Here is a 21,808-nt window from a genome sequence, read left to right as displayed (position 1 = left end):
AAGACGGGCGGCATTATACATGCAGTGCCCTACTCTAAAGAGGGCAATTTCGACAGGTTGCGACCCGATGACAGGCGAAATGAACATCCTCCCGCTGCCGCAGCCAACCCCCGGCGCCATGCGTCCGGCCGTGGTGAGTGGCGAACTGCTCACGCTGCTGCAGCCGCAGGAAGGCCTGATCGCCGACGGTCAGACCGCCAAAGCTGAAGTGCTGTCGCTCAAGCAAGCGGATCAGACTTTCCAGTTGCTGCTCAAGGTCACGCTCGACAGCGGCCGCCAGACCACGGTTCAGGCCACCAGCAGCCAACCGTTGCCTCAAGGGACGAACCTGACAGTGAGCCAGCCGTCGGCAGGCAATCTGGCGATCACGGTGCAACAGGCCATCGCCTCTAACGTCGCCACCCTCACTCGTCTGGATACGTCGCAATTGCCGGTCGGCACCTTGTTGCAAGGCAAGGTACTGACCACTCAACTGATGCCACAAACCACTGGCCAACCGTCGGTCTATCGCTCGCTGGTGAGCTTGCTCAATACCGCCTTGAGCGGCAGCACGTTGAGCATCGACAGCCCGCAACCATTACGCATTGGCAGCCTGCTCAGCGCGATGGTTCAGGGTTCACAGTCGCTGAGCTTTGTGCCCCTGAGCGGTCGTCAGGAGCAACTGGCAGTAGCGCAGCAATTGATCAGCCAACAGAGCCGTCAGGGCTCGCTGGATGGGCTGATCAAAGCCCTGCAAAACCAGCCGCCGTCCGACGCAACGTCCACCGACTTGCGTGCGGCAGTCGACAAGCTGCTGGCTGGGTTGCCGGACATTCAGCAACTGAGCACGCCAAAGGGCTTGGCCCAGGCATTGGCCAACAGCGGCCTGTTCCTTGAAGCTAAATTGCTCGCCGGTCAGAACCCGGCACTGACACCGGACATGAAAGGCAATCTGCTGCGCTTGATTGCACAAATCGCTCCCGGCCTGCCGGCCAACACTAATTTCAACGCAATCATCGCCGCCAATACCCTGGCCCAGACGTTGCCGAGCTTTGTGCGCAGCGCCCTTGGAACCCTCGGTCAGGTCAGTGCAAAACCCCAGCCCACTAGCTTCCCCCTGCCCTCACGTTTACTGCAAAGCCTGGAAGGTGAAGGAGATCTGGAGCACTTGCTGCGCCTGGCCGCCGCGGCCGTTTCGCGCTTGCAAAGCCATCAGCTGTCGAGCCTGGAGCAGACGGGTACCACGCCTGACGGCAACCTGCTTAGCACTTGGCAGCTGGAAATCCCCATGCGCAACCTGCAGGACATCGTGCCGTTACAGGTCAAATTCCAACGAGAAGACATGCCTGAGAAAGAACAGAGCGAAAAGAAAGAGGAGCGCGAACCCAAGCAGCAGTTGTGGCGGGTTGAGCTGGCGTTCGACATGGAACCGTTGGGACCGCTGCAGGTTCAGGCGCAGCTTGTCCAAGGTCGCCTGTCCAGCCAGCTATGGGCCGAGCGCCCGTATACCGCCAGCCTGATCGAGAGCCACTTGAGCGGGCTGCGTGAACGCCTGATTGCATCCGGCCTGAACGTCGGCGATCTGGACTGTCATCTCGGCACACCTCCTCAAGGTGCGCAAACCCGTCTCGAACAACGCTGGGTCGACGAAACCGCATGAAAAGCCCCAACCCGCCACGCCAGGCCATCGCTCTCAAATACGATGGCCAACACGCACCGACCCTCACTGCCAAGGGCGACGACGCACTGGCCGAGGCCATTTTGAAGATTGCCCGCGACTATGAAGTGCCGATCTACGAAAACGCCGAGCTGGTGAAACTGCTGGCAAGAATGGAGTTGGGCGACAGCATTCCGGAGGAGTTGTACCGGACCATCGCCGAAATCATTGCCTTTGCCTGGAATCTCAAAGGCAAGTTCCCCGAAGGCCATGACCCGCAGGCGCCGAGGGTGGAGCGGGATGTGACGAATCGGGGGGAGGATTATTGATCAGCAAGGTGAACGCAGGCCCTGTAGCAGCTGGCGAAGCCTGCGTTCGGCCGCGAAGCGGTCGCAATCCGGGCGACTCAATCTTTGCATGAAAACGGGTCACAAGGTTTACGACTGCTGCGCAGCCGAACGCAGCCTTCGGCAGCTGCTACGTTGACCGCGTCACTTTTAGCTTTTATGCAACTTGCGCATCAACTCGGCTTCGGCCTGGGTCAATCCGCAGGATTGAGTCAGCTCATCGACGCTCGCTCCCATCCCCACCAGACGCGCGGCCTGGGCGAATGAAAGGCTGGTCGGATCGCGCTGCTCCAGCTGGGCCAGCTTGTCCGGCAACGGCCCAACCACGGCGCGCAGTTCGTGCAAAGCGTCGCCCATCCGGACATTACCGTTCTGGTAGTCGTCGACGCGCTTGGCCAGGTCCTTGATGCGCTGATCACGCAGCGCATCACCCTTGGCCTGTTGCACGGCAATCTGCCGCTGACGTTGAACATAGGCCAGGAACAGCCCCAGGGTTGCTACCCAGAGGATGCCCAGAACAATCACAGCAACCTCAAGAATCAATCAGATTTGCTCCAGGTCCGACCATTCTTCTTCGCTCATCATCTTGTCCAGCTCGACCAGAATCAGCAACTCGTTGTTCTTGTTGCACACGCCCTGGATGAACTTGGCCGACTCGTCGTTACCAACGTTCGGCGCGGTTTCGATTTCCGACTGACGCAGATAAACCACTTCCGCCACGCTGTCGACCATGATCCCGACCACTTGCTTGTCGGCTTCGATGATCACGATACGGGTGTTGTCGCTGATCTCGGCGTTCATCAGGCCAAAGCGCTGACGGGTGTCGATCACGGTGACCACGTTGCCGCGCAGGTTGATGATGCCCAGCACGTAGCTTGGGGCACCCGGCACAGGGGCGATTTCGGTGTAACGCAGGACTTCCTGAACGCGCATCACGTTGATGCCGTAGGTTTCATTGTCCAGTTTGAAGGTTACCCATTGCAGGATCGGATCTTCGGAACTCTGTAGAGACGACGACTTATTCATACCCCTGACCCCTCAAAAAACCGTTGGAAACGGTGTGTGTTCTGTCTGGCTGCACCCAAGGTGCCGCCTATTGTTTGTTATGTACGTTTGTTGGTCGGCTGACTGTTGAGCATCTGCTTCGCTCCACCGCTGGCAATCAGCTCAGCCAACTCCGACACATCCAGCAACGCACACATGTGCTCAATCACCGTGCCGGCCAGCCACGGACGTTGACCACGATGAGTGCGCCATTTGATTTCGTTCGGGTTCAAGCGCAAGGAACGACTGACCTGATGCACCGCCAGCCCCCATTCATAGCCCTGAACCGAGATCACGTATTGCAGGCCCTGACGGAAATCATCACGGTAACGATCCGGCATGACCCAGCGTGCGGTATCCAGCACTTTCAGGTTGCCAGCCTGGCTCGGCAGAATCCCGAGGAACCATTCCGGTTGACCAAACAGCGGCGTCAGCTCGTGACCGGCCAAGGAGTAGATAGAGCCCAGGCAAACCAGCGGCACTGCCAGCGTCAGACCGGCCACATCGAACAGCAGGCATTCAAACGGCTCGGCTGCCCACGATGGGCGACCGTCACCGTCTACTGGCGGTGGTGTGTTGCTCGGCGGCAGATGAACGTCGACCACCGGCTCGACCAACGCTTGCACCATCGGCGCGATAGGCGAAACCGTAGCGAGAATCGGTGCAGGCGCTTCCAGCACCGGCACAACAACTGGCGTCGGAGCATGCACAACGGCAGCCACAATCGGGGTGATCACAGGTTGCTTTTGCGCATCGCGGGCCTGCTCTTCGAGCACAGCGGCTTGAAATTCATCAAGCGTGCCTTGCGGCTCTACAACCTCAGGCAACGCTTCGAGCGTCAACTCTTCGGTCGCGTCCTGCAGCAGAGCGTCCAGATAGGACTGCAGCGCCAGTTGCGGGCGAGTAGTGATTTTTACCGGCCGGTTCATTGGAATGCCACTCCCGTAGGAGCTGCCGCAGGCTGCGATCTTTTGACGATATTGAGGGCGTCGCAGGGCGAGATCAAAAGATCACAGCCTGCGGCAACGCCTACAGAAAGAAGCCTCATCTCAAGCCACCTGCGGGACGAGCTGCTGGGAAAGCAGGTGCTTGAGCAGCGCGCGATAGGCCAGAACTCCTCGGCTTTTACCGTCGAACCGAGAAGGCGTCAGCCCTGCCCGGCTGGCATCTCGCAAGCGGGTATCGACCGGAATGTAGCCTTGCCAGATGTCCTCGGGATACATGTCGCGCAGCACCCGCAACGTACCCAGGGAAGCCTGGGTCCGGCGGTCAAACAGGGTCGGCACGATGCTGAAGGGTAACGCCTGCTTGCGCGAACGGTTGATCATCGCCAGGGTGTTGACCATGCGCTCCAGGCCTTTGACCGCCAGGTGTTCGGTCTGTACCGGGATCACCAACTGTTGGCTCGCCGCCAAGGCATTGACCATCAGCACACCGAGCAATGGAGGGCTGTCGATCACCGCGTAATCAAAATCCTGCCACAACTGCGCGAGACTCCTGGCGATCACCAGGCCCAAGCCGCTCTGCCCCGGCGACTGGCGCTCAAGGGTGGCCAGCGCAGTGCTGGAAGGCAACAGGGAGATACGTTCATCACTGGTGGGCAGCAGCAATTGACCGGGCAACCCCGCAGGCACGCTGCCCTTGTGCAGAAACAGGTCGTAGTTGCTGTGTTCCAGGCTGTCGGGGTCATAGCCAAAGTAGCTGGTCATGGAGCCATGGGGGTCGAGATCGACCACAACCACGCGCTTGCCCGCCTCAGCCAGCAAACCGGCTAGAGCGATGGAACTGGTGGTTTTACCAACACCACCCTTTTGATTGGCAACTGCCCAGACTCTCATTCAGATTGTTCCTCCCGGTCGAACAGGCTCAACCGAGAAATGGCGCTAAGTTATAGGGCGGGCGACGGAGAATTGACGGTGTTCCCTCGTCCCGGCGACTTTACAGGCGTGGGTGCAGTTTGTGTGCCAGCACGCTTCAATGCGGCATCGGGTTTGGCATTGGCCGCTCCGGTGCCCGTCAGACTGCGGCGCACATCAAGGTTGCGCGACACCACCAGCACCACGCGGCGATTGCGCGCACGGCCTTCGGACGTCGCGTTATTGGCCACCGGCTGAAATTCGCCATAACCGACCGAGGCCAGGCGGCCCGGATTCACACCCTCCATGGCGAGCATGCGCACAATGCTGGCCGAGCGGGCTGAGGACAGCTCCCAGTTGGTCGGGTATTGCGCGGTGCGGATCGGCTGATCGTCGGTGAAGCCTTCGACGTGAATCGGGTTGTCGAAGGGTTTCAGAATCTTCGCCACCTTATCGATAATATTGAACGCGATATCACTGGGCATAGCGTCACCGCTGCCGAACAGCAGGCTGGAGTTCAATTCGATTTCGACCCACAACTCGTTGCCGCGGATGGTCATCTGCCTGGAACTGATCAGATCGCCGAACGCGGCGCTGATGTCGTCGGCAATGGACTTCAGCGGATCGTTACTCGCCTGAGCAATGCCTGCGTCAATCTGCTCGCTGTCCTTGACCAGCGGTTGGGCCGGCGTGACAGTTTTCGGACGTTCATCACCGATGGGAATCGGCTTGAGGGTGCGCTCCGGGTCATTGAACACGCCGATCAGGGCCTGGGAAATCTCTTTGTATTTACCTTCGTTGATCGACGAAATCGAGTACATCACCACAAAGAAAGCGAACAGCAGCGTGATGAAGTCGGCGTAAGACACCAGCCACCGTTCGTGGTTGACGTGTTCTTCAGGTTGGCGACGACGAGCCATAGTCAGGGCGTGCTCACAGTAAATGGCGAAGCGCGTTGGCGCTGTGATTGCGCCAGGCAAGGCGCAGGACGCCGAGAATGGCTGTTCCCTTCTCAAGTCCCGCAACGCAGCCTCGCGCAATCACAGCACCAACCCGGAGGGCAGCGCCCCGCAAGCCGCAATACGTCGTTATTCGTCGTTCATTTGAAGCAACCAAACTTCTCTCCTCATGCCTGGTCTTGCGGCTTGCGGGGCACTGCGCGCTTCGCCATTCACTGTGAGCACGCCCTGCTACCCCATCAGTCCATGAAGCCCTGAAGCTTCAACTCAATGGAACGAGGGTTCTCACCTTCGGCAATCGACAGAATGCCTTCAAGCAACATCTCGCGATAACGCGACTGGCGCATGGCGATCGACTTGAGTTTGCTGGCAATCGGCAGCAGCACCAGGTTGGCGCTGGCGACACCGTAGATAGTCGCGACGAAGGCCACGGCAATCCCGCTGCCCAGTTGCGAAGGGTCGCCCAGATTGCCCATCACATGGATCAGGCCCATGACCGCGCCGATGATGCCGATGGTCGGCGCATAACCGCCCATGCTTTCAAACACTTTGGCAGCGTCGATGTCACGCCTTTCCTGGGTGTAGAAGTCCACTTCAAGGATGCTGCGGATCGCTTCCGGTTCGGCACCGTCGACCAACAGTTGCAGGCCTTTGCGCGAATAGCTGTCGGGCTCTGCATCGGCCACACCTTCAAGACCCAGCAAGCCTTCCTTGCGGGCGGTCTGGCTCCAGTTCACCACGCGATCGATGCCACCGGCCAGATCGACATGAGGCGGAAACAGAATCCAGCCAAAAATCTGCATGGCGCGCTTGAAGGCGCTCATCGGTGACTGCAGCAATGCAGCACCGACGGTACCACCCAACACAATCAGCGCCGCCGGGCCGTTGGCCAGTGCGGCGAGATGACCACCTTCCAGGTAGTTGCCACCGATGATGGCGACGAACGCCATGATGATCCCGATAAGGCTTAAAACATCCATCAGATGCACGCCTCGACCAGATGCTTACCAATTTCATCCAGGCCGTATACCGCGTCAGCGAGGTTAGCTTTGACGATGGCCATTGGCATGCCGTAGATCACGCAACTGGCCTCATCCTGGGCCCAGATCGCACTGCCGCCCTGCTTGAGCATTCGTGCGCCTTCGCGGCCGTCGGCACCCATGCCGGTGAGCACCACCGCCAGAACCTTGTCACCGTAGGATTTGGCTGCCGAGCCGAAGGTAATGTCCACACTCGGCTTGTAGTTCAGACGGTCGTCGCCCGGGAGGATTTTCACCGCACCACGGCCGTCGATCATCATTTGCTTGCCACCGGGCGCCAGCAAAGCAAGACCTGGACGCAGAACATCGCCGTCCTCGGCTTCCTTGACACTGATGCGGCACAGCTTGTCCAGGCGCTCGGCAAACGCCTTGGTGAAGGCCGCCGGCATGTGCTGGATCAACACGATCGGCGCCGGGAAGTTTGCCGGGAGCTGAGTCAGCACCCGCTGCAACGCTACCGGGCCGCCCGTAGACGTACCGATGGCGACCAGCTTGTAGGATTTGCGTTTCGGTGCAGGCGAACTCGGGCTGACCGCAGGAGTACGGGCAGGAACCGGTGCAGGTGCGGAACGCGCGGGTGCACTGCTGCCGAAACTGCTGACCGAGGGAGACGGAGACGGTGCGGGCGCGGGTGCAGCCACCGGTTGCGACGCGGGTGTGCTGTAGGCGCTGAAACGACGGTTACTGCGCGAGATACTGTGAACCTTCTCGCACAGCAGTTGCTTGACCTTCTCGGGATTACGCGAGATGTCTTCGAAATTCTTCGGCAGGAAGTCCACCGCACCGGCATCCAGCGCGTCCAGGGTGACCCGAGCGCCTTCATGGGTCAGCGAGGAGAACATCAATACCGGAGTCGGGCAGCGCTGCATGATGTGCCGCACTGCCGTGATGCCATCCATCATCGGCATCTCGTAGTCCATGGTGATCACGTCTGGCTTCAGGGCCAGAGCCTGATCGATCGCCTCTTTACCGTTGGTCGCCGTGCCGACGACCTGGATATTCGGATCCGCTGAAAGAATTTCCGAGACGCGGCGGCGGAAAAAACCCGAATCATCCACCACCAGGACCTTGACTACCATAAACACTCCGTTAGGCAGGACGGGGCAAAACCGCCCCGCACCACCAGAATCAAATACGCCGCGTGGCGTAACGCTTGAGCATGCTCGGGACATCGAGAATCAAAGCGATGCGGCCGTCACCGGTAATGGTGGCGCCGGACATGCCCGGAGTTCCCTGGAGCATTTTGCCCAATGGCTTGATGACTACTTCTTCCTGACCGACCAGTTGATCGACGACAAAGCCGATCCGCTGAGTGCCCACTGAAAGGATCACCACGTGGCCTTCACGCTGCTCTTCGTGAGCGGCGGAGGCGACCAGCCAGCGCTTGAGGTAGAACAGTGGCAGCGCCTTGTCGCGCACGATCACTACCTCCTGGCCATCGACCACGTTGGTGCGCGACAGGTCGAGATGGAAAATCTCGTTGACGTTGACCAACGGAAAAGCGAAGGCCTGGTTGCCGAGCATGACCATCAGCGTCGGCATGATCGCCAGGGTCAGCGGGACCTTGATGACGATCTTCGAGCCCTGGCCCTTGGTCGAATAGATGTTGATCGAACCGTTAAGCTGAGAAATCTTGGTTTTCACCACGTCCATGCCCACGCCACGACCGGACACGTCGGAAATCTCGGTTTTTGTCGAGAAACCCGGCGCAAAAATCAGGTTGTAGCATTCGGTGTCGCTCAGACGATCGGCGGCATCCTTGTCCATCACACCGCGCTTCACCGCGATGGAACGCAGGACATTCGGGTCCATGCCTTTGCCATCATCGGAAATCGACAGCAGGATGTGGTCACCCTCCTGTTCCGCCGCCAGCACCACACGACCACAGCGGGATTTGCCCGAGGCTTCGCGTTCTTCCGGGGACTCGATACCATGGTCGACCGCGTTGCGTACCAAGTGGACCAGCGGGTCGGCCAGGGCCTCGACGAGGTTCTTGTCGAGATCGGTTTCTTCGCCGACCAGCTCCAGGTTGATCTCTTTTTTCAGCTGACGAGCCAGATCGCGTACCAGTCGCGGAAAGCGACCGAAGACTTTCTTGATCGGCTGCATCCGGGTTTTCATCACCGCGGTTTGCAGGTCGGCCGTCACCACGTCAAGGTTCGACACAGCCTTGGACATAGCCTCATCGCCGCTGTTGAGGCCCAGACGGACCAAGCGGTTACGCACCAGCACCAGTTCGCCGACCATGTTCATGATCTCGTCCAGCCGCGCGGTATCGACCCGCACGGTAGTCTCGGCTTCACTGGCCGGCTTTTCTGCTGGCGCAACCGCAGGCGCTCTGGCCGCAACCGGTGCAGGAGCTGCCGATTTTGGCGCTTCGGCCTTGGCTTCAGGTGCTTTTGCAACCGGCTTCACAACCGCTTTGGCGACAGGCGCCGCAACCGCAGCAGTCGCAGCAGTCGCAGCGCCAGACACTTCGGTGAACTTGCCTTTGCCGTGCAACTCGTCAAGCAATGACTCGAATTCGTGATCGGAAATCAGATCACTGCCTGCTGCCTTGGCACTTGGCGCGGCAGCAACCGGCACCGCAGCGATAGCGGTTTCCAGGGCGTCGACCGCAAACGTACCTTTGCCGTGCAACTGATCGAGCAGGGCTTCGAATTCGTCGTCGGTAATTTCATTGCTGGCCACAGCAGCCTTGGGTGCCGCAGGCTCAGCCGGTGCTACCACTGCGCCAACAGCGAACTGGCCTTTACCGTGCAACTGATCGAGCAACGACTCGAATTCGGCATCGGTGATTTCATCGCTACCCGCCGCGACCGGAGCCGGTGCAGCCGCTACAGGCGATTCTGCCTGAGCTTTGACCGCATTGAGCGAGTCGAGCAGCAGTTCGAATTCATTGTCGGTGATATCGCCTGAATCGCTCTGGGCGACAGGCTCGGCAACCACTTCAACAGCCGGTGCAGCATCGGCAGAGGCTGGCTCGGCCAAGCGAGCCAACGCCGCCAGCAATTCCGGTGTTGCGGCAGTGATCGCTGTGCGCTCACGGACTTCGGTGAACATACCGTTCACCGCATCCAGTGCTTCCAGAACCACGTCCATCAATTCCGAGTCGACGCGACGCTCACCCTTGCGCAGGATATCGAAGACGTTCTCGGCGATGTGACAGCACTCCACCAGCTCATGAAGCTGGAGGAAGCCGGCGCCCCCTTTTACAGTGTGAAAACCGCGAAAAATTGCATTGAGCAGGTCCGCATCATCGGGTCGGCTTTCCAGCTCGACCAATTGCTCGGACAGTTGCTCAAGAATTTCGCCGGCCTCAACCAGGAAATCCTGAAGGATCTCTTCATCGGCGCCGAAGCTCATTGGTGGGGTGCTCCTACAGTAGGTCGTGATGACGGTTAATGGCGCGACCGGCATTAACCGTCATCACGACCTAGAAACCTAAAATCCAAGGCTGGAAAGCAAATCGTCTACATCGTCCTGACCGGACATAACGTCTTCACGTTTATCGGCATGAATCTGCGGACCTTCACCCTGAGACAGATGTTTTTCCGGATCTTTTTCAGCGAGGATCGATTCGCGGTCATGTTCAATGCCCGCAAAACGATCGACCTGACTGGCCATCAACACGAGTTTGAGAAGATTGGTTTCGACTTCCGTGACCAACTGAGTCACGCGCTTGATCACCTGACCGGTGAGATCCTGGTAATCCTGGGCCAGCAGGATGTCGTTGAGATTGCTCGACACGATGCGAGTCTGCTGCTCGCTACGCGTCAGGAAACCATCAACCCGCCGGGCCAGTTCGCGAAACTCTTCAGCACCGACTTCACGGCGCATGAACCGCCCCCAGTCCACGCTCAAGGCCTGAGCCTCGGTACTCAAGCCATTGACCAACGGGGTGCTGTTCTCGACCAGGTCCATGGTGCGGTTGGCCGCAGCCTCCGTCAGCCTGACCACATAGGACAGGCGTTCAGTCGCATCCGTGATCTGCGAAACTTCTTCGGCTTGCGGCATATTCGGGTCAATCTGAAAATTGACGATCGCGCTATGCAGCTCGCGGGTGAGCTTGCCAACTTCCTGGTACAGGCCGCGATCACGGGTCTGGTTGAGCTCATGGATCAGTTGCACCGCGTCGCCGAATTTGCCTTTTTCAAGGCTCTCGACCAATTCGTGGGCATGTTTTTTCAGGGTCGATTCAAAATCGCCCTGTGAAAATTCGTTATGCTCCATAGCTCCCCCATGGCGGACGTCATCAACCGATGCGTTCAAAGATTTTTTCGATCTTGTCTTTCAGCGCCTGAGCCGTGAATGGTTTGACCACATAGCCGTTCACACCGGCCTGAGCGGCTTCGATGATCTGCTCGCGCTTGGCTTCGGCCGTGACCATTAACACCGGCAGATGTTTGAGTTTTTCATCGGCTCGTACGTGGCGCAGCAGGTCGATACCGGTCATGCCAGGCATGTTCCAGTCCGTTACCAGAAAGTCGATGCTCCCGCTGTTGAGGACCGGAATCGCGGTAGTACCGTCATCCGCCTCGACCGTGTTGGTGAACCCCAGATCACGCAACAGGTTTTTTATGATCCGCCGCATCGTTGAGAAGTCATCAACGATGAGGATTTTCATGTTCTTGTCCAATTCGACCTCCAAGCAGTCTTAAACGCGCCCAGCACCTGGACACGCCATTCAATCAATTCGGCGTAACACTCAACGACTGCATGGAGCACAACGGGCCGTGACCGGTGCAGCTATTGCCGTACCAGCCTCGTTCGCAGTGTCCCCACACTGCCTGTCAGCGCGCTCGCCACTCCCCCAAACGCCCCCGTAAACGGGCCGCGCACTGGCTGTGTAACTGGCTGACCCGCGATTCGCTGACTCCCAGGACCTCACCGATTTCCTTGAGGTTCAGCTCTTCGTCGTAGTACAGCGCCAACACCAGTCGCTCACGCTCCGGCAAATTGGCAATCGCGTCCGCTAACGCAGCCTGGAAGCGTTCATCTTCCAGATCACGCGACGGCTCGAGATGAGTACTCGCGCCACCCTCGTGCAGCCCTTCATGCTCGCCGTCCTGCAACAGATCGTCGAAGCTGAATAACCGGCTACCCAAGGTGTCATTCAAAATCCCGTAATAATCGTCGAGACTCAATTGGAGTTCGGCCGCAACCTCATGATCTTTAGCGTCACAACCGGTTTTAGCTTCAATTGAGCGGATTGCGTCACTGACCATCCGGGTATTGCGGTGTACCGAACGTGGAGCCCAGTCACCTTTACGCACTTCATCGAGCATTGCGCCACGAATGCGGATACCCGCGTAAGTCTCGAAACTCGCGCCCTTGCTGGCGTCGTATTTAGTCGACACTTCGAGCAAGCCAATCATCCCGGCCTGGATCAGATCCTCGACCTGAACACTGGCCGGCAGACGCGCCAGCAGGTGGTAGGCAATACGCTTGACCAGTGGCGCATAGCGCTCGATCAGTTCGTACTGACTGTCATCACGTGCCGACTTCTTGTAAAGGTTGTAACCGCTGGCGGTCATAGCACCGGTCCTGCTATTTGATGCACTAGCCGCTCGACGAAAAATTCCAGATGCCCGCGTGGATTGGCAGGCAGCGGCCAGGTATCGACCTTCTGGGCAATGGCTTTGAACGCCAGTGAGCACTTCGAGCGCGGGAAAGCTTCATAGACTGCGCGCTGCTTTTGCACAGCCTTGCGCACACACTCGTCGTAGGGAACCGCACCGACGTATTGTAAAGCCACGTCCAGGAAGCGATCCGTGACCTTGGTCAACTTAGCGAACAGATTGCGGCCTTCCTGAGGGCTCTGCGCCATGTTGGCGAGCACACGGAAGCGGTTCATGCCGTAGTCACGATTGAGCAGTTTGATCAGGGCGTAGGCATCGGTGATCGAGGTCGGCTCATCGCAGACCACCAGCAACACTTCTTGCGCTGCGCGAACGAAACTGACAACCGACTCACCAATACCGGCGGCGGTGTCGATCACCAGCACGTCGAGGTTGTCGCCGATATCGCTGAAGGCCTGGATCAACCCGGCATGCTGGGCCGGGCTTAGATGCACCATGCTCTGCGTACCGGACGCCGCCGGGACAATGCGAATCCCACCTGGCCCCTGAAGCAGCACATCGCGCAGCTCACAGCGCCCCTCGACCACATCGGCCAGAGTGCGTTTGGGTGTCAGCCCCAACAGAACGTCGACGTTCGCCAGCCCCAGATCGGCATCCAGCAGCATGACGCGCCGGCCGAGCTCAGCTAGAGCCAGGGACAAGTTCACTGACACGTTAGTCTTCCCGACGCCACCTTTGCCGCCGGTCACCGCGATCACCTGTACGGGATGCATGCTGCCCATGTTCTTTCTTTACCTTGTCTTACTTAGACGGAGGCCACATAACTGGCTGCGCGTTCACCATTGGAACAATGCATGGCAGACCATCGATGTAGGTACACTGCAATCTATTCGTTATTACCTTAGCCGACCCGCTTGGTCGGGCTGTGGTAGAGGTCAGCGAACATATCAGCCATGGCTTCTTCGCTGGGTTCTTCCTGCATCTGCACACTCACCGCACGACTGACCAACTGATGGCGACGTGGTAACTGTAGATCATCCGGAATCCGCGGCCCATCGGTCAGATAGGCCACGGGTAACTCGTGACTGATCGCCAGACTCAACACTTCGCCCAGGCTTGCCGTTTCATCCAGTTTAGTCAGGATGCAGCCGGCCAGCCCGCAACGTTTGTAACTGTGATAAGCGGCGGTTAGAACCTGTTTCTGGCTGGTTGTTGCCAACACCAGATAATTTTTTGACTTGATCCCGCGACCCGCCAGGCTTTCCAGCTGCATGCGCAACGCCGGGTCACTGGCCTGAAGGCCGGCGGTATCGATCAACACCACACGCTTGCGCAGCAGCGGATCAAGAGCCTGCGCCAGGGACTGGCCCGGGTCGAGGTGAGTCACGGAGACATTGAGGATGCGCCCCAAGGTCTTGAGTTGTTCCTGGGCGCCAATACGGTAGCTGTCCATGCTCACCAGCGCGATGTTCTGCGCGCCGTACTTGAGCACATAGCGCGCCGCCAGCTTGGCCAGCGTGGTGGTCTTGCCCATGCCGGCGGGGCCGACCATGGCGATCACCCCGCCCTCTTCCAGCGGCTCGATCTCGGGTGTCGCGATCATCCGCGCCAGGTGCGCCAACAGCATGCGCCAGGCCTGACGTGGCTCTTCAATTTCAGTAATCAGTGCCAGCAGGTCGCGTGACAGTGGACCGGACAAACCGATGCGTTGCAGGCGACGCCAAAGGTTGGCCTGTTGTGGTCGACTGCCTTGCATCTGGTTCCAGGCCAGCGAGCCTAACTGCACTTCCAGCAGCTCACGCAGACCGTTGAGTTCGAAACGCATCGAGTCAAAAGCGCGCTGATCCACGGTAGGTGAAGCGACGGGGGCCGGCGCTGGACGATAGGGTTCAGCGAAGGTTGGCTCGATCAATGGTTCGGCGGCAGTCAGCGGCAAACCGGCGAACAACTGACGATTAGTGGTTGAATCGCCTTCACCGCGCAGGCTCAGTTCAGCCTGGGCCGTGACGATTCGCGATTGGGTTTTGCGCAACTCGTCTTCAAGCTCGATATTCGGCACTCGCGGTGCCAGCGCGGACAGCTTGTAATCCAGGGCAGCCGTCAGCTCGACACCACCGGCGATCCGGCGATTACCAATAATGGCGGCATCAGCGCCCAGCTCGTCGCGAACCAGTTTCATGGCTTGACGCATATCGGCGGCGAAAAAACGCTTAACTTGCATAAACCACTACCTCAGCCGTTGGGCCCTACTGTCGCAACAATGGTCACTTGCTTGTTGTCAGGAATTTCCTGATACGCCAACACATGCAAACCCGGGACTGCGAGACGTCCGAACCGCGAGAGCATCGCGCGTACCGGACCTGCTACCAGCAGAATCACCGGTTGACCTTGCATTTCCTGACGCTGCGCCGCATCGATCAACGAGCGTTGCAACTTCTCAGCCATGCTTGGCTCCAGCAGAACACCTTCTTCCTGGCCCTGCCCTGCCTTCTGCAGACTATTGAGCAATATCTGTTCCAACCTTGGTTCCAGCGTGATTACTGGCAGCTCGGAGTCAGTGCCTACAATGCTTTGGACGATTGCTCGGGATACGCCAACGCGCACTGCAGCCACCAGCGCGGCAGTATCTTGACTCTTGGCGGCATTGTTCGCGATCGCCTCGGCAATGCTGCGAATGTCCCGTACCGGCACTTGTTCGGCCAGCAACGCCTGCAACACCTTGAGCAGCTGCGACAGCGACACCACCCCCGGCACCAGCTCTTCTGCCAGTTTTGGCGAGCTTTTAGCCAGCAATTGCATGAGTTGCTGCACTTCCTCGTGGCCGATCAACTCGCTGGAGTGCTTGTACAGAATCTGGTTAAGGTGCGTGGCTACCACGGTACTGGCGTCCACCACCGTGTACCCCAGCGATTGCGCCTGAGCGCGCTGACTGACTTCGATCCAGACCGCCTCCAGGCCGAAAGCCGGATCTTTGGCGGTAATACCGTTGAGCGTGCCGTAGACCTGGCCGGGGTTGATGGCGAGTTCCCGGTCCGGATAAATCTCTGCCTCGGCCAGGATCACCCCCATGAGGGTCAGGCGATACGCACTCGGCGCCAGGTCGAGGTTGTCTCGGATATGCACAGTCGGCATCAAGAAGCCCAGATCCTGGGAGAGCTTCTTGCGCACGCCCTTGATCCGCGCCAGCAACTGACCACCCTGGTTACGGTCCACCAGCGGGATCAGCCGATAGCCGACTTCCAGGCCGATCATGTCGATCGGCGTCACGTCATCCCAGCCCAATTCCTTGGTTTCCTGAGCGCGCGACGGTGAAGGCAGCAGTTCCTGCTGGCGCTTGACCTCTTGCAGAGCCTGAACCTTGACGATGTTTTGCTTCTTCCAGACCAGATACGCCATTCCACCGGCTACCGCGGCCAGGCTGAGGAAGGAGAAGTGCGGCATGCCGGGCACCAGCCCCATCACCGCCATCAACCCGGCAGCCACCGCCAGCGCTTTGGGCGAGGCGAACATTTGCCGATGGATTTGCTTGCCCATGTCTTCGGAGCCTGACGCACGGGTCACCATGATCGCCGCCGCCGTCGACAGCAACAGTGATGGCAATTGCGCCACCAAACCGTCACCAATGGTCAACAGCGCGTAAACCTTGCCCGCATCGGCGAAGGTCATGTTGTGCTGGAAGATACCGACCGCCATCCCACCGATCAGGTTGATGAACAGAATCAGCAGGCCGGCGATGGCGTCACCGCGAACGAATTTGCTGGCACCGTCCATCGAGCCGTAGAACTCTGCCTCTTGCGCTACTTCAAGACGGCGCAACTTGGCCTGGTTCTGATCGATCAATCCCGCGTTGAGATCGGCGTCGATCGCCATCTGCTTGCCGGGCATCGCATCGAGGGTAAAGCGCGCGCTCACCTCGGAAATCCGTCCGGCACCCTTGGTCACTACGACGAAGTTGATGATCATCAAAATCGCGAAGACCACGATACCGACCACGTAGTTGCCGCCGATCACCACCTCACCGAAAGCCTGAATCACCTTGCCCGCAGCGGCATGACCATCATGCCCGTGGAGCATCACCACCCGCGTCGATGCAACGTTCAACGCCAGCCGCAGCAAGGTCGCGACCAGCAGAATGGTCGGAAACACCGCAAAGTCCAGCGGCCGCAGGGCGTAGACGCAGACCAACAGCACAACAATCGACAGGGCAATGTTGAAGGTGAAGAACACGTCCAGCAGAAACGGCGGGACCGGCAACATCATCATTGCCAGCATTACCAACAGCAGCAGCGGCACACCCAGATTGCCTCGAGTGAGGTCAGCCAGGTTGCTGCGGGCGTTGTTGATTAACTGAGAGCGATCCACCGGTATTCCCCGTTCCTTGAAGCAAACTTTTGACGCCTGAAGCGGCGCAAGGCGGCTATTGCAAGAAGCCTTCCAACTTTTGCAGAGGCAGAAAATAGTGTGTTGATCAGGGATTTGCAGTGCCCGGGAGGACGCTATCGCGAGCAAGCCCGCTCCCACATTGAATCTATGGCGCACACAGAAAAAGTGTCCGCAGCCGATCTAGTAATGAAATCATAGATGTGGGAGCGGGCTTGCTCGCGATGAGGCCGGTACGGCTGGCAACTATCAAAAGCAGGCAACACAAAACAGAGTTTTCCGACGGGGGTTTGAGGCTTGCTTTGGCGAAGGTCGGCGGATAACCTTCACTGGTCGCTGCAAAATCAGCGGACGGGCTTGGCGGTCCGATATTCGAAAGGCGCAACAGCGCCCCCAAACACGATTGCAGGCGTTTTTTTTCGCCCGCATTCTTGTGTCATGGCGGATTGCGCGAGGACCCCTTCGGGGGTGCCGGGTTCCTTTCGTTCCGGTCCGCCAACCTTGTGCAATCCGTCACCCAAATCTGCTTGGCGGCAGACGGTGGCGGCTCCCCAACGAAAGGAGCTTCACCATGATCAAAGTCACTCCAAATCCCCCCGAAACCGAAAATATTTCCCCCTACTAATCCTTCGACTCGAAAAAACTCCACCAAGCCGTACGCCGAGCCCTCGATCACCACCTAAACCCACACTCACCGGCCAAGCCTCGCTCCTGCAACGATCGCCCCCTGCAGATCTTCGCCGTCGCCCCCGACATCAACACCCAAGCGTTGCGGGCCTATGCCTACGAAACCTTCCGCTCGGCCACCGCCCTGACCCTCGACCTTTCCGACGATCTCGAAAGTAAAGATCGCAACCTCGCTCTGGCCATTCATCAAATGCTGGAACTGGGCCTGCTGCTGATCGAAAAGGCGCTGGAGCAGGAAAAACCGCTGAAGCCAGCGGGTGCATAGGGGACAAGCAGTAGGGAGTTTTATCAGTCAGCTCAGCGTTGAGCTGAAGACCCATCGCGAGCAGGCTCGCTCCCACATTTGAAATGCATTCCAATGTGGGAGCGAGCCTGCTCGCGATGGGGCCGGAACGATCACTACAACTTTCAGGAATCGCGCCGCAAATCCGGCGGAATCGGCAGGTCTTTGAGCGGATCAGGGCGCTTGCCCTTGCCCGCCCGGTGTTGGCGGATCTGATAGACGTAGGCCAGCACCTGAGCGACCGCCAGATACAGCCCCGCGGGGATTTCCTGTTCAAGTTCGGTGGAGTAGTAGATCGAACGCGCCAGGGCTGGCGACTCGAGCAGCAACACATTATTGGCCACGGCGATTTCGCGAATCTTCAAGGCCAGGAAATCACTGCCCTTGGCCAGCAGCACCGGTGCGTTGCCTTTCTCCGGGTCGTACTTGAGGGCCACGGCGTAGTGAGTCGGGTTGGTGATCACTACGTCCGCCTCGGGAACTGCCGCCATCATCCGCCGCTGCGACATTTCGCGCTGGAGCTGGCGAATCCGCTGCTTGACCTCTGGCCGCCCTTCTTGATCCTTGTGCTCATCGCGGACTTCCTGCTTGGTCATCAGCAGTTTCTTGTGGGTTTCCCAGAGCTGCACCGGCACATCCACGGCAGCAATCACAATCAAGCCGCAGGCCATCCACAGGGTGCTCCAGCCGACCACTTGAATACTGTGAATGATGGCCTGATCCAAGGGTTCATGGGCGATGCGCAGCAGGTCATCGATGTCCGAGGACAACACCGCAAGCGCCACGAACAGAGTGATGATGAATTTGGCCAGAGCCTTGAGCAGCTCCACCAAAGCCTTACTGGAAAACATCCGTTTGAGGCCGCTGAGCGGGTTCATTCGGCTGAACTTGGGCGCCATGCTGCTCGCCGCGAACAGCCAGCCGCCCAACGAAATAGGTCCTATCAGCGCCGCCAGCAGCAATGTGATCAAAATCGGCTGAACGGCCAGAATGGCCATTTCCCCCGAGTGCAGCAGGTAGATCCCCATGTAGCGCTGATCGAGCAGCGTCTCACGTGGCAGCGAAAAGTTCAGTCGCATCAGCTCAAGCAGGTCCTGCGCCAGCGCGCCGCCATAGATCAGCAGAGCGCCCGCACCGGCCAGCATGATTGCCAGGGTATTGAGTTCCTTGGAGCGGGCAATCTCACCCTTGTCGCGCGAATCCTTCTTGCGCTTGTCCGTGGGGTCTTCTGTTTTGTCCTGACCGCTTTCGCTCTCAGCCATGCCTCAGCGCGCCTGTGCCAGTTCGCGTAAAAACTGCAAGGCCTCGACGGCCAGCGGTTGATACTGATTGAGGATGTCGGCCAGACCGACCCAGACAATCACCAGACCCAGCACCAGCGTCAGCGGAAAGCCGATGGAGAAGATGTTCAATTGCGGCGCCGCCCGGGTCATCACGCCGAAGGCGATGTTGACGACCAGCAATGCGGTGATCGCCGGCAACACCAGCAACAGGGCAGCGCCCAGCACCCAGCCGAGTTTGCCGGCCAACTCCCAGAAATGGTTGACCACCAGGCCACCGCCGACCGGCAAGGTGGTGAAGCTTTCGGTGAGTACTTCGAAGACGACCAGGTGGCCATTCATTGATAGAAACAGCAGCGTCACCAGCATGGTGAAGAACTGCCCGATCACCGCCACTGACACGCCGTTGGTAGGGTCGACCATCGAGGCGAAGCCCATGCCCATCTGAATCGCGACGATCTGCCCGGCCACCACGAATGCCTGGAAGAACAGCTGCAAGGAGAACCCCAGGATCGCACCGATGATGATCTGCTCGGCAATCAGCAGCAGCGCACTGAGGTCCAGCGCATGCACCTCAGGCATCGGTGGCAAGCCTGGAACGATGACCACGGTGATCGCCAGTGCGAAGTACAAACGCACGCGCTTGGGCACCAGGGTCGTGCCGAAGATCGGCATGACCATCAGCAAGGAACCGACACGAAACAGCGGCAACATGAACGTCGCCACCCAGGTGCTGATCTGCGTGTCGGTCAGCGCAAGCATCGACATGGTTTAGCCGATGACCTGCGGAATGCTGCCGTACAACTGCAGGATGTATTCCATAAAGGTTTGCACCAGCCAGGGCCCGGCGACGATCAGCGTCACCAGCATCACCAGCAGACGCGGCAGGAAGCTCAAGGTCTGTTCGTTGATCTGCGTGGCCGCCTGAAACATCGCCACCAGCAAACCCACCAGCAAACTCGGAATGACCAGCACAGCGACCATCATGGTGGTCAACCAGAGCGCTTCACGGAAGATGTCTACAGCAACTTCAGGAGTCATAACGCACCACCCGCCAACAAGGTTTTAAACACCGCCAAAACTGCTCGCCAGGGTACCGATGATCAACGCCCAACCATCCACCAGTACGAACAACATGATCTTGAACGGCAGGGAAATGATCAGCGGCGAGAGCATCATCATACCCATGGCCATCAGCACACTGGCCACCACCAGGTCGATGATCAGGAACGGAATGAAGATCATGAAACCGATCTGGAACGCCGTTTTCAGCTCGGAAGTGACGAAGGCCGGGACCAAAATGGTCAACGGTGCCTGATCCGGGGTGGCGATGTCGGTGCGCTTGGACAAACGCATGAACAGCTCCAGATCGCTACTGCGGGTCTGCGCCAGCATGAAGTCCTTGATCGGTACTTCAGCCTTGGCCACCGCGTCCTGGGCCGTGAGTTTTTCTGCCAGGTAGGGCTGCAAAGCATCCTGATTAACCCGATCGAACACCGGCGCCATGATGAACATGGTTAGAAACAGCGCCATGCCGGTGAGAATCTGGTTCGACGGCGTCTGCTGCAAGCCCAGGGCCTGACGCAGAATCGAGAACACGATGATGATCCGGGTGAAGCTGGTCATCAGCATGACGAACGCCGGAATGAAACTCAGCGCGGTCATGATCAGCAGAATCTGCAGGCTGACCGAGTATTCCTGCTGCCCGTTGGCGCCAGTACCCAAGGTGATCGCCTGGATCGACAACGGATCGGCGGCGAACGCCAGCGGCGTCGCCAGCATTAGCACCAGCGTCAACACTATGCGCAAAGGCATTACTTCTTATCCTTATTGTCCTTGCCCAACAGCTCCATCAGGCGCTGGGCAAACTCGGGTGTCGCTTGCTCGGTGCTCGGCACTTGAACCGGCTCCTTGAGTACATGCAAGGCCGTGATGGTGCCCGGCGTCAGACCCAGCAGAATCTGCTCGCTGCCGACCTGCACCAACACCAGACGATCTCGCGGCCCAAGGGCCCGCGAGCCGATCAGTTCGATCACCTGCCCTTTGCCGGCAGGTCCTGCCTGTTGAACCCGACGCAACAGCCAGGCCAGGAAGAAGATCAGGCCCAGCACCAGCAATAGGCCCAACACCAACTGCGTCAGTTGCCCGGCAATACCGCTACTGGCCACCGGCGCAGTGACCTGCGCCACCGGTTCTGCCGCTAATACGCTGAACGGCAAGACCAGCAATACGCCGAGAAACTTCTTCACTTAGCGCAGCTTCTTGATGCGTTCGCTAGGGCTGATCACGTCCGTCAGGCGAATGCCGAACTTCTCGTTGACCACCACTACTTCGCCGTGAGCGATCAGCGTGCCATTGACCAGCACGTCCAGTGGTTCACCCGCCAGACGATCCAGTTCGATCACCGAACCCTGGTTCAACTGCAACAGGTTGCGGATGTTGATTTCGGTACTGCCCACTTCCATGGAAATCGACACCGGGATATCCAGGATCACGTCCAGGTTCGGACCATCGAGGCTGACTGGTTGGTTATTTTTTGGCACGCTGCCGAACTCTTCCATCGGCAAACGGTTAGAGCCCGATCCGGTTGAGGCATCGGCGGCCAGCAAGGCATCGATATCGTCCTGGCTGGCATCACCGGATTCTCCCAAAGCAGCAGCCCACTCATCAGCCAAGGCCTGATCTTCCGCGGAAATTACATCGTCATTAGCCAT

The 21,808-nt window shown here is 58.8% G+C and carries 23 protein-coding genes; 3 read left to right on the top strand and 20 right to left on the bottom strand.

What is annotated here, in order from left to right:
• Positions 1–67: 67 nt before the first annotated feature.
• Both fliK and ACZYSM_RS16850 read left to right on the top strand, forming a co-directional pair.
• Positions 68–1,639 carry a flagellar hook-length control protein FliK gene (fliK, locus tag ACZYSM_RS16855; protein WP_489072653.1) on the top strand — a complete coding sequence of 524 codons (1,572 nt, stop codon included), beginning with the start codon at positions 68–70 and terminating at the stop codon, positions 1,637–1,639.
• Entirely contained in the window at positions 1,636–1,965 is a 330-nt protein-coding gene (locus tag ACZYSM_RS16850) for an EscU/YscU/HrcU family type III secretion system export apparatus switch protein (protein WP_489072651.1), read from the top strand. Before fliK ends, ACZYSM_RS16850 begins: the two co-directional genes overlap by 4 nt.
• A gap of 168 nt (positions 1,966–2,133) precedes the next feature.
• On the opposite strand, the gene ACZYSM_RS16845 is transcribed toward ACZYSM_RS16850, so the two are convergent.
• The 14 genes from ACZYSM_RS16845 to flhA all read right to left on the bottom strand — a co-directional run bounded on the left by ACZYSM_RS16845 (position 2,134) and on the right by flhA (position 16,826).
• Positions 2,134–2,526, bottom strand: coding sequence for a DUF2802 domain-containing protein (locus ACZYSM_RS16845; protein ID WP_489072649.1), 393 nt, complete (start codon positions 2,524–2,526; stop codon positions 2,134–2,136).
• A complete protein-coding gene (locus ACZYSM_RS16840; protein ID WP_489072647.1) occupies positions 2,527–3,009 on the bottom strand; it encodes a chemotaxis protein CheW in 483 nt (160 codons plus the stop codon).
• 77 nt (positions 3,010–3,086) lie between these two features.
• Complete coding sequence (locus ACZYSM_RS16835) at positions 3,087–3,956, bottom strand: CheW domain-containing protein (protein ID WP_489072645.1); 870 nt, start codon at positions 3,954–3,956, stop codon at positions 3,087–3,089.
• A 120-nt stretch (positions 3,957–4,076) separates the two neighbouring features.
• Positions 4,077–4,865, bottom strand: a complete 789-nt coding sequence (locus tag ACZYSM_RS16830; RefSeq protein WP_489072643.1) for a ParA family protein — start codon at positions 4,863–4,865, stop codon at positions 4,077–4,079.
• Positions 4,866–4,915: 50 nt separating this feature from the next.
• Entirely contained in the window at positions 4,916–5,803 is an 888-nt protein-coding gene (motD, locus tag ACZYSM_RS16825; RefSeq protein WP_489072641.1) for a flagellar motor protein MotD, read from the bottom strand.
• 278 nt (positions 5,804–6,081) lie between these two features.
• On the bottom strand, positions 6,082–6,822 hold the full coding sequence (locus tag ACZYSM_RS16820; RefSeq protein WP_489072639.1) for a flagellar motor protein: 741 nt from the start codon (positions 6,820–6,822) through the stop codon (positions 6,082–6,084).
• Positions 6,822–7,961, bottom strand: a complete 1,140-nt coding sequence (locus ACZYSM_RS16815) for a protein-glutamate methylesterase/protein-glutamine glutaminase (RefSeq protein WP_489072637.1) — start codon at positions 7,959–7,961, stop codon at positions 6,822–6,824. Before ACZYSM_RS16815 ends, ACZYSM_RS16820 begins: the two co-directional genes overlap by 1 nt.
• 49 nt (positions 7,962–8,010) lie before the next feature.
• The gene (locus ACZYSM_RS16810) at positions 8,011–10,248 is read right to left on the bottom strand and encodes a chemotaxis protein CheA (protein WP_489072635.1); all 2,238 of its coding nucleotides are present in this window, start codon (positions 10,246–10,248) and stop codon (positions 8,011–8,013) included.
• 78 nt (positions 10,249–10,326) lie between these two features.
• The gene (locus ACZYSM_RS16805) at positions 10,327–11,115 is read right to left on the bottom strand and encodes a protein phosphatase CheZ (RefSeq protein ID WP_489072633.1); all 789 of its coding nucleotides are present in this window, start codon (positions 11,113–11,115) and stop codon (positions 10,327–10,329) included.
• Positions 11,116–11,137: 22 nt separating this feature from the next.
• Positions 11,138–11,509, bottom strand: a complete 372-nt coding sequence (locus ACZYSM_RS16800) for a chemotaxis response regulator CheY (protein WP_024012118.1) — start codon at positions 11,507–11,509, stop codon at positions 11,138–11,140.
• 166 nt (positions 11,510–11,675) lie between these two features.
• On the bottom strand, positions 11,676–12,419 hold the full coding sequence (gene fliA / locus ACZYSM_RS16795) for an RNA polymerase sigma factor FliA (protein ID WP_489072631.1): 744 nt from the start codon (positions 12,417–12,419) through the stop codon (positions 11,676–11,678).
• Positions 12,416–13,246, bottom strand: coding sequence for a flagellar synthesis regulator FleN (fleN, locus tag ACZYSM_RS16790; protein ID WP_489072629.1), 831 nt, complete (start codon positions 13,244–13,246; stop codon positions 12,416–12,418). Before fleN ends, fliA begins: the two co-directional genes overlap by 4 nt.
• 119 nt (positions 13,247–13,365) lie before the next feature.
• Complete coding sequence (flhF, locus tag ACZYSM_RS16785) at positions 13,366–14,685, bottom strand: flagellar biosynthesis GTPase FlhF (RefSeq protein ID WP_489072627.1); 1,320 nt, start codon at positions 14,683–14,685, stop codon at positions 13,366–13,368.
• A gap of 11 nt (positions 14,686–14,696) precedes the next feature.
• On the bottom strand, positions 14,697–16,826 hold the full coding sequence (gene flhA, locus ACZYSM_RS16780) for a flagellar biosynthesis protein FlhA (RefSeq protein WP_489072625.1): 2,130 nt from the start codon (positions 16,824–16,826) through the stop codon (positions 14,697–14,699).
• Between the two features lie 745 nt (positions 16,827–17,571).
• Between flhA and ACZYSM_RS16775 the strand changes: the two genes are divergently transcribed.
• Positions 17,572–17,796: a DUF6124 family protein gene (locus ACZYSM_RS16775; RefSeq protein WP_489072768.1), complete on the top strand. Its 225-nt coding sequence runs from the start codon at positions 17,572–17,574 to the stop codon at positions 17,794–17,796.
• 143 nt (positions 17,797–17,939) lie between these two features.
• Here ACZYSM_RS16775 and flhB read toward each other — a convergent pair whose 3' ends face one another.
• From flhB to fliN, 6 genes are read right to left on the bottom strand one after another with little or no spacing between them, the layout of a single operon-like run.
• A complete protein-coding gene (gene flhB, locus ACZYSM_RS16770; protein ID WP_489072623.1) occupies positions 17,940–19,076 on the bottom strand; it encodes a flagellar biosynthesis protein FlhB in 1,137 nt (378 codons plus the stop codon).
• A gap of 3 nt (positions 19,077–19,079) precedes the next feature.
• A complete protein-coding gene (gene fliR, locus ACZYSM_RS16765; protein WP_489072621.1) occupies positions 19,080–19,862 on the bottom strand; it encodes a flagellar biosynthetic protein FliR in 783 nt (260 codons plus the stop codon).
• A 3-nt stretch (positions 19,863–19,865) separates the two neighbouring features.
• Positions 19,866–20,135, bottom strand: a complete 270-nt coding sequence (gene fliQ / locus ACZYSM_RS16760) for a flagellar biosynthesis protein FliQ (RefSeq protein ID WP_007948918.1) — start codon at positions 20,133–20,135, stop codon at positions 19,866–19,868.
• A gap of 24 nt (positions 20,136–20,159) precedes the next feature.
• Positions 20,160–20,909: a flagellar type III secretion system pore protein FliP gene (fliP, locus tag ACZYSM_RS16755; RefSeq protein ID WP_489072618.1), complete on the bottom strand. Its 750-nt coding sequence runs from the start codon at positions 20,907–20,909 to the stop codon at positions 20,160–20,162.
• Complete coding sequence (gene fliO / locus ACZYSM_RS16750; protein WP_489072616.1) at positions 20,909–21,343, bottom strand: flagellar biosynthetic protein FliO; 435 nt, start codon at positions 21,341–21,343, stop codon at positions 20,909–20,911. The genes fliP and fliO overlap by 1 nt, the downstream gene beginning before the upstream one ends.
• On the bottom strand, positions 21,344–21,808 hold the full coding sequence (gene fliN, locus ACZYSM_RS16745) for a flagellar motor switch protein FliN (RefSeq protein WP_489072614.1): 465 nt from the start codon (positions 21,806–21,808) through the stop codon (positions 21,344–21,346).

The sequence above is a fragment of the Pseudomonas sp. F220 genome (genome assembly GCF_057813935.1).
The sequence above is the reverse complement of the archived record's forward strand: the minus strand, read 5'-3'. Positions and strand labels throughout refer to the sequence as shown.

Coding starts and splice junctions, on each gene's coding strand:
- fliK (WP_489072653.1), top strand. CDS start 68: ATGACAGGCGAAATGAACATCCTCCCGCTGCCGCAGCCAACCCCCGGC.
- ACZYSM_RS16850 (WP_489072651.1), top strand. CDS start 1,636: ATGAAAAGCCCCAACCCGCCACGCCAGGCCATCGCTCTCAAATACGAT.
- ACZYSM_RS16840 (WP_489072647.1), bottom strand. CDS start 3,009: ATGAATAAGTCGTCGTCTCTACAGAGTTCCGAAGATCCGATCCTGCAA.
- ACZYSM_RS16835 (WP_489072645.1), bottom strand. CDS start 3,956: ATGAACCGGCCGGTAAAAATCACTACTCGCCCGCAACTGGCGCTGCAG.
- ACZYSM_RS16830 (WP_489072643.1), bottom strand. CDS start 4,865: ATGAGAGTCTGGGCAGTTGCCAATCAAAAGGGTGGTGTTGGTAAAACC.
- motD (WP_489072641.1), bottom strand. CDS start 5,803: ATGGCTCGTCGTCGCCAACCTGAAGAACACGTCAACCACGAACGGTGG.
- ACZYSM_RS16820 (WP_489072639.1), bottom strand. CDS start 6,822: ATGGATGTTTTAAGCCTTATCGGGATCATCATGGCGTTCGTCGCCATC.
- ACZYSM_RS16815 (WP_489072637.1), bottom strand. CDS start 7,961: ATGGTAGTCAAGGTCCTGGTGGTGGATGATTCGGGTTTTTTCCGCCGC.
- ACZYSM_RS16810 (WP_489072635.1), bottom strand. CDS start 10,248: ATGAGCTTCGGCGCCGATGAAGAGATCCTTCAGGATTTCCTGGTTGAG.
- ACZYSM_RS16805 (WP_489072633.1), bottom strand. CDS start 11,115: ATGGAGCATAACGAATTTTCACAGGGCGATTTTGAATCGACCCTGAAA.
- ACZYSM_RS16800 (WP_024012118.1), bottom strand. CDS start 11,509: ATGAAAATCCTCATCGTTGATGACTTCTCAACGATGCGGCGGATCATA.
- fliA (WP_489072631.1), bottom strand. CDS start 12,419: ATGACCGCCAGCGGTTACAACCTTTACAAGAAGTCGGCACGTGATGAC.
- fleN (WP_489072629.1), bottom strand. CDS start 13,246: ATGGGCAGCATGCATCCCGTACAGGTGATCGCGGTGACCGGCGGCAAA.
- flhF (WP_489072627.1), bottom strand. CDS start 14,685: ATGCAAGTTAAGCGTTTTTTCGCCGCCGATATGCGTCAAGCCATGAAA.
- flhB (WP_489072623.1), bottom strand. CDS start 19,076: ATGGCTGAGAGCGAAAGCGGTCAGGACAAAACAGAAGACCCCACGGAC.
- fliR (WP_489072621.1), bottom strand. CDS start 19,862: ATGTCGATGCTTGCGCTGACCGACACGCAGATCAGCACCTGGGTGGCG.
- fliQ (WP_007948918.1), bottom strand. CDS start 20,135: ATGACTCCTGAAGTTGCTGTAGACATCTTCCGTGAAGCGCTCTGGTTG.
- fliP (WP_489072618.1), bottom strand. CDS start 20,909: ATGCCTTTGCGCATAGTGTTGACGCTGGTGCTAATGCTGGCGACGCCG.
- fliN (WP_489072614.1), bottom strand. CDS start 21,808: ATGGCTAATGACGATGTAATTTCCGCGGAAGATCAGGCCTTGGCTGAT.